Source organism: Cyclobacterium salsum (assembly GCF_010119245.1).
GTDB classification, from domain to species: domain Bacteria; phylum Bacteroidota; class Bacteroidia; order Cytophagales; family Cyclobacteriaceae; genus Cyclobacterium; species Cyclobacterium salsum.
Map to the genome: position 1 here is coordinate 739128 of NZ_WNKG01000001.1, position 8904 is coordinate 748031.

5 protein-coding genes are annotated in these 8904 nt (G+C 41.2%); 1 reads left to right on the forward strand and 4 read right to left on the reverse strand.

Annotated features, from left to right (window positions below; genetic code table 11):
• Positions 1-33: 33 nt before the first annotated feature.
• From GJS45_RS02815 to GJS45_RS02830, 4 genes are all read right to left on the reverse strand, one after another.
• The gene (locus GJS45_RS02815) at positions 34-1368 is read right to left on the reverse strand and encodes an McrC family protein (RefSeq protein ID WP_162339909.1); all 1335 of its coding nucleotides are present in this window, start codon (positions 1366-1368) and stop codon (positions 34-36) included.
• Positions 1352-3469 carry an McrB family protein gene (locus tag GJS45_RS02820; RefSeq protein ID WP_162339910.1) on the reverse strand — a complete coding sequence of 706 codons (2118 nt, stop codon included), beginning with the start codon at positions 3467-3469 and terminating at the stop codon, positions 1352-1354. Before GJS45_RS02820 ends, GJS45_RS02815 begins: the two co-directional genes overlap by 17 nt.
• A 962-nt stretch (positions 3470-4431) precedes the next feature.
• Positions 4432-4908, reverse strand: a complete 477-nt coding sequence (locus GJS45_RS02825) for a hypothetical protein (RefSeq protein ID WP_162339911.1) — start codon at positions 4906-4908, stop codon at positions 4432-4434.
• Positions 4909-5299: 391 nt separating this feature from the next.
• On the reverse strand, positions 5300-7582 hold the full coding sequence (locus tag GJS45_RS02830) for an FAD-dependent oxidoreductase (RefSeq protein ID WP_162339912.1): 2283 nt from the start codon (positions 7580-7582) through the stop codon (positions 5300-5302).
• Between the two features lie 125 nt (positions 7583-7707).
• Here GJS45_RS02830 and GJS45_RS02835 point away from each other — a divergent pair, with 125 nt between their 5' ends.
• Positions 7708-8544, forward strand: coding sequence for a sugar phosphate isomerase/epimerase family protein (locus tag GJS45_RS02835; protein WP_162339913.1), 837 nt, complete (start codon positions 7708-7710; stop codon positions 8542-8544).
• The last annotated feature ends 360 nt before the right edge of the window (positions 8545-8904 follow it).

Sequence of the window (8904 nt, forward strand, 5' to 3'; positions counted from 1 at the left end):
CGGGATACAATGCTTGAATACCCACTGAAACCCTTATGGCATATACACTTTGTTGGCGGTATGTGCTTTATCATTCTGTTTTTCAATTAAGTCAGTTAAAAATATCTCGTTTTTTTTCATTCGAATGCAAAATTCCATAAAATTATCTGTCTGCTGAGGAATAGAAAGAACCCAGATATAGACCTCGCCTGCATATCCATTTAATTGTCCAATTTTTATTTCTTTTGCTTCGTACTCATTATTGTCTGATGGAACTATGAACCCACCTATCTCAGCTTTTTTTACATACATGTAAGAGATTATTTGGTTCATGTCATTTCTATCCACTTTTTTGTCTGCCAATCTTTTATACTTTGCATCTAAAATAAAATTCTTTTTCCAGAAGTCAGGAAATCTTTTTCCTTTCGAGTTATTAAATAAATAAATTGCTCCCTCAGAATTTTTGTTTTTCGGATGGTTAAAACCGCTATTTATCAGAAAAGTATTAAGGTATTCTTCCCAAAGCCAAGCACCATCGAAAAGCAAACCATATACTTTGTCTTTTTCTTTACCATATTTAAGCCCTTCAAATGTTAAGATTTGCATGCAAATCTTTTTAAGCTCTCTATATTCAAAAAAATATGGATGTGAAAATTGTTTTAGGTTTTTGTTTAAAATTATTGTTCGGTCTCTATTATTATAACTTGGTGTTGCTAGTAAAATTTCATTTACACAGTTCTGTGTTTCTGAATCTAAATCCAAAATTCCATGTGCAAATTTATGTTGTTTCACAAACTCTATCGTATGTCTTATAAGTTGAGTGATTTTGTTGTCAAAACTATGTTCTCGAACCTTATAAGCAACATTTCCGACAAATGGAACATTCTTACGAATATGCCTACTAAAATCTATTGTCCCTTTTACATTTGAATCATTATATTCCTGTCTATGGTATTCTTTATACAAACCTTGCCTTAATGCTTTTTTTAAATAGAACGGGAATAAATAAAGTAGAAAATCAAATATTGATTCATTATTTATACCATGCTTTAAGTCAAAAAGGTTTATTGAAAACACCTTTTGAAGCATGTAATGTAAAAAATAGTCTTGATTGTTTTTTGCAAAACGCGATTGAATAGAAATCTCACTGTTGTTAACCCCTATAAATCCCATTATGTTACCAGTTGTAAGAGTTGAATCGAGCAACGAAAAAATATGCTCCTCGCTAATTTTATCGCTGTTTTGATTCAAATCATTGGGGAAAATCAATAAGTTCGGATTATCATCAGAAATTAAGTTGCTAATTCTTTTATTCGCAATTATTCCAAAATCAGGGAGAAAATGTGCTTCAATCTCCTTTCCTCCGTTATTATCAGTTGTTCTCAACATCTATCGGTGATTCTAAAGCATTATTATAGGCATCAAATAGTTCTTTAAGTCTCTTTTCTCTTTCAGGTAGTCCCCGTAAATACTCAAACAAAACACCAACAAGGTGATTTTCCCATAGTTGTTCAAAACCTCCGTTGTAATTTTTAAGTTTTAAAAAATAAGCTGGTCCTATGTGAAATGCTGAACCTAAGCCTTGTATTGATTCAATTTTCGTATTTATCGAAGTCATTCTTTTTAAAGATTCCGCCTTCCAATCATCAATTACACCATCCCACATTGTAATTCTATCTATTGCTTTTATCTCCTTCCAAGCAAAACGCCTACGCATTGCAAAATCAAAAGATTCAACACTGCGGTCAATATCATTCATGGTTCCAATGATATATACATTTTCAGGAACAAAGAAGCCATCAGAAAAAACATCACCTGACTCAATTAAATTCGAATATTGTGTTTGAACTTTATGCTCTATACCTCTATAGCTTGGGTCTAGTAAAAAAAACAACTCTCCAAAAATCTTTGAAATCTCTCCTCTATTTATTTCATCGATAATAAAAACAAATTTTTTATTTTCTGCTTCTTTTAAGATTGCACCCTCTTGATAGTCTTTTAATTGTAATTGAGTTTTCATAAAATCAACCACATCTTCCATATCTCTTTGAAAAGCGCCAGAGGGTCTTGCTTTTTTGTTCTGATAAGCATCATAAACATTTTGTTTTGTGATGGTAAAAGAATACTGAGAAGGAGTGTTTAATGATGAATATTTGAGCGAATCCTTAGTTGATAGTCCATACTCCCAAGAACCAATTTTTAATAATTTGTCATTTGACAAATTGGTTTTAACCAATTCTATTAGCTTTTCCCAAGTTTCTTCAAAATTGTCAACTTCATTAGAAATATTTTCCTTTAATGCTTTTTTGCAGAATTCTTTGAAAACACCGTCTTTCCGTTCAAATCCAATATTTCCATTTTCATCGGGTGGAGTTGGACGTAGCCCTTCAACCAAATCGGTATAATCATAAGAAGGGTGGAATTGTATAAATCCAATTTCTGCATTTAATGCTTTCGCAATTTCTCTTGCCAAAAATGTTTTTCCAGTACCTGGAGCACCTGTGAGTACTAAATTATAATTGGCAGTTAAAAGATTAATATATGGCTCTAATGCTTGCATGTGCTTAATTACTTGTTGCTTAATATTATGGTTTGCTAAAATATTTTTGAAGTTGTCAAAAAAATCAATTAGAACTTTGGTTACTTCTTCATTATTGTCAAAAAGTCCAAGAGAATCAAGGCTTCTAGTAATTTTCAAATCCTTTCTTTTAGGCGGATTTAACCAATATTGATATTCTTCTTGTAAAAGACTTTCAATATTTTCCTTATTCCATTTTGCAATTACATTAATTCCAGTTCCTTCCCAATTAAGATAACTTTTTGAAGATTTGTAACTACCAAAGTTTGGTTGGATATTAATACAAATTTTACCATTTGAATATTTATCCCAATTACTAATTTGAATTTGTATATTACCTCCGCTATAACCTTGTCCTGTAGCTTTAAAATTATTTGCATCGGTTAAAGGTTTTATATAGTTGTCAAAACCTTTACTATTTTTATCTTCACTATTAACCCATTCTAAATGTGTAACAAAATATTCTAATAGTTTTTTGAACCTCCTATATTCTTCGAGTTGTTTTTCATTATTCTTGTTAATTAAATCTAATTCCATAATTGCCGTAACTAATTCCTGACGTATTGACCACTCAAATAATCCATCAGATATATGTTTCCCATTCATTGGAATTATCCAATATGTAGGTTTTCCATCTATTCCAATTATTTCAAACCGATTCAGTTTCTTTTGAACTGCTTTAGCAAAATTTGTTATTGTCCCATTAAAAGATTGTGGTGAAACATTGTATTTTTCTCCAAGTGCTTTACACGTTGATTTATGGTCTGGTTCAGTATAAAATTTTATTAACGCATCTTTGTAGTTGTCATTCAGTAAATTTTCGTCTTGAAGTATAATTTTCCATTCCTCTACTGAAATATCAATGTCACAAAGGTATTCTCCGTTAGTTAGTGAGACTTTCTTAATGTCCATTTAAATTACTCATTTAGTTTGTACTGTGTCTTTCTTAGCATTACCGCCAACTTGCATATCTGTTAACCAAAAGTATACAAATCCATCATAAGTGTGATAAATCTGTATACCTTATCGGTGCTCACTAGAAAGCATCAACCCCACCAAACCCTCACCTTTCCGCTTTCAAATTAATCATTTCGGATTAGGAGGCAAGCCGCATTTTGATATTTTTTTGAATTCTAACTTTGCCCAGTCCCTTCTTTTCCCGGGTAATTAGCGGTTCTGTTTATACAGGTAGTTCTTCTATTATCCTATAACTGGCTTAAAAACAGCCGAAACAGGCACTTCCAAAGACCCCAAGGACTGCTCCGAACCCCAGCTGAGGACTTCAAAAATGGAGGTCCGGACTAAAAACTGACAAGCGTCGACCAAAAACTGACAGGCTTGAATTTAAAATATCGAACGTTTCGATTCCGAAGTCGGCATTTGAAGCCCAAAACCGAAGATTTTTGTTGAAAACAGACAATTTTCCTTTCCAAGGAAAATCAGCACTGACAATTTTTCCGAATTTTTTTCAATTTCCAAAAAAAAGGGTACTTCTGAGGTCAAATCACTCGATTTTTAGTCGGGCCTGTCAGTGTTTTTTATTTAAGGCTGAGATTATTAAACGGACGCAGTCAGGATTTTGGCAGTCGGTTGCATTTCTTTGGTGGAAGATTTCATTAAAAAACTGCGGCCGTTTATCTATTTTATTCAAAGGTGAATGTAGGTGGGAGATCCTTGAATTTCGGACTTGAGGCGGGGAATAGCCGAACTGTAAAAGAGGATTCCTAAATCAGAACATGGAGGTTCATAAGGGGTATGTGGTAGTTAATAAGTGCCTGGTATAAGTTAAAACCCTTACTACTACAAAGGGTGCAGCCTGGAACGATCCACCTGCACCCTTTAAATTATGTTAGGTGACATAAGCAACTTTTCCATTATTCTACATCCGTTCCATTTGTTGGGCTGGTTCTCGACCTGCCAAACCGCTGACTGAGATCCTCAAAAATTACCTTGGCATCGGCTACATTCATCTTGGCTCCGTACTTTACGGAATTGTAATAGCTATCATAGGCTTCCGAACCTGCCATCATTACCGAGTCATCCAGGTTACTGGTCAACTGCTGTAAATCATTGAGCCAGGGCACCAGGTTTTCCACCGCATTCCAGTCTTTTTCCAGTTCCTGCAAGTCTACATAGGGAGGTAAGAACTGCCCATCCTCCCGGGCATATTCCATGGCCTTTTCCACAAAGGGAAGGGTACCATCACCCATTTTAGGAACCCGCTGTCTATCTGCAGGTGTCAGGGCGATCAAATAGGGACTGAGGAGAGATTTCAGTGTCGCAATGGCTTCACTGATGGCCTGCTGCTCCTCCTCAGGAATCTGAATAGAGATTGCGTTTTTAGTACTCATAACACATAAAATTTAAGTTAAACAAAATTATACGTATGAAAATAACTTTTTTGATTTTAAAATACAAATATTTGCAGTTTAAATTTATTAAAAAGTTAATTTCAGTAAAAGGTCCATAGTTATGAAAAATGGGCACCATGCCAGGTAATTGGTCGGATTTCATTGTCACAACGCTATCTGAATTTAAAAATTCCCCTTGGCCCTCCGCCGCGGCAGAGGGAAATAGCTGAAATGCTGATTGAATTGGAGTCATTGCAAGTCACTGAGCAAATCCCATGGTAATAACGTGTCCGTAAATCTTATGGGCCCAAATCCCTCCGCCGCGACGGAGGGAAAAAGAGGGATTTTATTACGGTAACATTTTAAATCAAGCCAGGTTACTATACTCACTTCAGGAATAAAAACCTACTCCAAACAAACCAGCGGGTACCTTCTTCTCGGGGTGTTTGAGCTGAAGCACAATTTTTTTTGCCCCGATAGCGGGAGCAAATACAATCTCATACCTGCTCTGGTGGTTGTTTTTTTCCTCAAAAAGCAGGCTGCCCCGTTCATCAAGGAGCCGAAACTCCCGCACACAAAAAGGCATCACCCTTTCATCATGGCCCCTCAGCGTTGACTCCAATGGATGATCAAAGTCTGTATCACACCATAGAACAATTTTCCTGATTTTCTGCTGCACGGGCCAGGAAAAAGTAAGGGTAGGTTCGGGATCCGTTGGATCCGCTACCCAGGCATTGCTTTGGAAGGTGGGACGGAAGCTGCCATTGAGCAGGTTTTCAGGACGGTATAATCGCAGCGCTGGTTCGCAGCCGATGGCCAGGTTATGCCCTCCCGGCCTTCGTTCCGGCAACCAAAAGTCAAAGGCATCCACAGCCAGACCTTCCGGCGGCTCCTGCCGGCTACCTTTGGCAACATCCAAATTGACCCGGTTAAAAACCGTCAAAATCCCGGTTAGCCTAAGCTGGCTGATGCCAACCTGCACCAAGGGATTTGCCTCAAAAACTATAAAGTAGTACGCAGATGCATCCAGTAGCAAACCAAAATCCACTACCAGTTCCTGTACCCCTTTGGAAACCGAAAACTCCTTCTCCACCAATTGCCTGTCCGGGGTAAAGTTACCCGGCAGGCTACTGCCCATTAAGCGGAGTACCAGATGGGTTGCTTTCTTTGCTTTCACCTCAAAGGTAAAAACCGGAATCCTGCCTGCTTCCAGTGGAAGCATTTGCGCCATGCTGCTGTCCAGGTCTTTCCATCCGGCATCGGCCGGTAACTGCTGCAAACTAAACGTAGAAGAAACAGATACCGAAGCCGTTTTGGCCCGATTATCGATATCCCGCAAATGCATACCCGGCAGGTATTGGCCCATGCCCATCAGGCGCTGCTGCAAATTATCCATCAGCGCGTCTTCCATCAGCTCCCGGGGTAAAAGGTGCTGTTCTCTGCAAAGGGCGGCAGCCATTCCCACGGCCTGGGCATTGTGGGCACAGGTGGCCATCACCCTGGAGGAACCAAAGGCCACGTGACTGGCACTGATGATCCTGCCTGCCAGAAATAAGTTATCGATATTTCTGCTGTACAGGCAGCGGTAGGGAATGCCGTACACCCCTTTGGCATGCCATTGGGTGCAGCCGGGAAGCTCCCCGTAAATGCCATCTGCCGGATGCAGGTCCAGGGCCCAGCCTCCGTAGGAAACCATATCCGGATGGGTCCGCTGCTCCACCACGTCCCGTTGGGAAAGCATGTAATCCCCCTCAAAGCGCCGGCTCTCGCGCTTGCCGGGAATCATGCCCACCCATTCCAGCGTATGCGTTTCCATCTCGGGGTAGTCTCCAGAATTTTTGATATGGTGCCAGATCCCATAGATGATGCGCCAGAGTTCCCATTTGATGGTTTCGGTGGCGTGTATAGTGTCCAATCGACCCCCGTATTCCACCCACCATAAGCGGCAACCCCTGTCGTACAGGTTAAAGGTATGAAAACGGGGCAGGCTGGCCAGGTCGGTGTTGGCAAATGCCGGAGGAAAAAACCGCACCGGCTTTCCCGTGTCCTTGCTGTGGAAATACAGGGAATGGCCCAACAGCTCCCCATAGGCCTTTTCCGGCGCAAAAGCTTCGTCAAATTCCTCCCTGGATTCCGCTCCAATGCGAAAGGCAGCTCCGGACAAAAATCCGAGGATGCCATCTCCCGACGCGTCCACGAACAAGGGTGCCTCCAGCCGGTACTGGGTACTATTTTGGCTGCAAAAGGCCAGCACTTTGGCAATTCGGCTGCCGCTCGCTTTTTCACAGGCATGGACTGCCGTGTTTAGTAAAAGGGTAATGTTGGTTTCGCTGGCCACTTTTTCCAGTAGCACCGTATCCAGAATCAGGGCATTGCCTTCCGGATTCCGGTATTGGTTTTCCAACAAGATTTCATCGATAATGCCCCCTTCCCTGGCCCAGCGGTTGTTATTACCCATGCTAGAGGTGGCACCAAGGATCCAAAGCCGGATTTCGGAAGAGGCGTTTCCCCCCAGCACCGGCCGGTCCTGTACCAGGACCACTTCCAAGCCCTGCCGGGCAGCTGTAATGGCGGCACAAATACCGGCCATCCCACCACCAACGACAACCAGGTCGGCAGAAAGGGTTTGGGAGGCTAGGAATCTATTCCCGGAAAAAGGAGCTTCAATAAGCATAGAGAAAGATTTTATGGATAATACTACTTTCTCGCAAGGTACATAACCCGATGCAATTCGAATTTTAGAATTCAATAAAAATAAGTAGTTTTAACAAAAAGTTATTTCCCAAAAACCTGATCTAAATGAAAACCTTATTCCTTCGCTCCCTTATCCTTGCATTGACCGCCTTCCTTACCCTTGCTGCCCAGGCGCAGCAGGAAATTCCCTCCGGATGGAAACTGGGCAGTCAGGCCTATACCTTTCGCCTCTTTTCCCTGGAAGAAACCCTTGAAAAACTTAACAGTATCGGCGTACGCTATGTGGAGCTGTACCCGGGGCAAAAAATCACCAAAACGGGTGATGCCACCACGCACTTTGCGGCATCACAGGAAGAAAAGGATAAAATCAAGTCCTTACTGCAACAGTACGATATCGAAGCTGTAGCCTATGGGGTAGCCAGCCCCAGTGATGAGGAATGGCCGGACTTGTTTGCATTTGCCAAAGAAATGGGCATAGGCATCCTGACCACCGAGCCCAGGCCCAATCAATTCGACCTGATCGAAAAGTTGGCCATAGAACACCAGATAAAAATTGCCCTGCACAACCACCCCCTGCCTTCCCTATACTGGCATCCGGAAGTGCCCTTGCGCTTTCTGGAAGGCCGGTCCGAACTGATGGGGGTCTGTGCGGATATCGGCCACTGGGTGCGCTCCGGCCTGGATCCGGTAGCAAGCCTGCGCAAACTGGAAGGAAGAATCATCAGCCTTCATATGAAAGACCTGAACAAAGCCGGTGTCCGGGATGCACACGATATCCCCTGGGGCACGGGCACTTGCAATGTAGCCGGGGTCCTGCACGAATTGAACCGGCAAGGGTTTGAAGGTGTCTTTTCCGCCGAATACGAACACAACTGGGAAAACAACCTGCCGGAAGTCAAAGAAAGCATGGATTATTTCAAGCGGGTAGCCGGGCAGTTTTAGGGTGGAAAGAGAAAAGGTAAAAAGCTATTTGATATAATTATAATAGTCAACTATGAAAGTAACTTTAGACATCAAAGACAGCAAAGCCGCCGCTTTTCTCAATTTCGTGAAAAGCCTGGATTTCATTCGTATCCATAGGATTTTGAGGAACCTAGCAAGCAGGAAATTCTGGAAAGTATCCGGCAGGGTATGAAAGAAGTAACGCTTCATCAGGAAGGTAAAATCTAAAAATCCCAACGTAAACAATTCCCCCTTTTTAAAAGGGGGTTGGGGGATTTTTTCGAGGATTTCAACTATTCAATATACTGACTCGTCCTGAAATAGGTTTACACAAATAATGTGTAAAATGGAAAAAAAGAG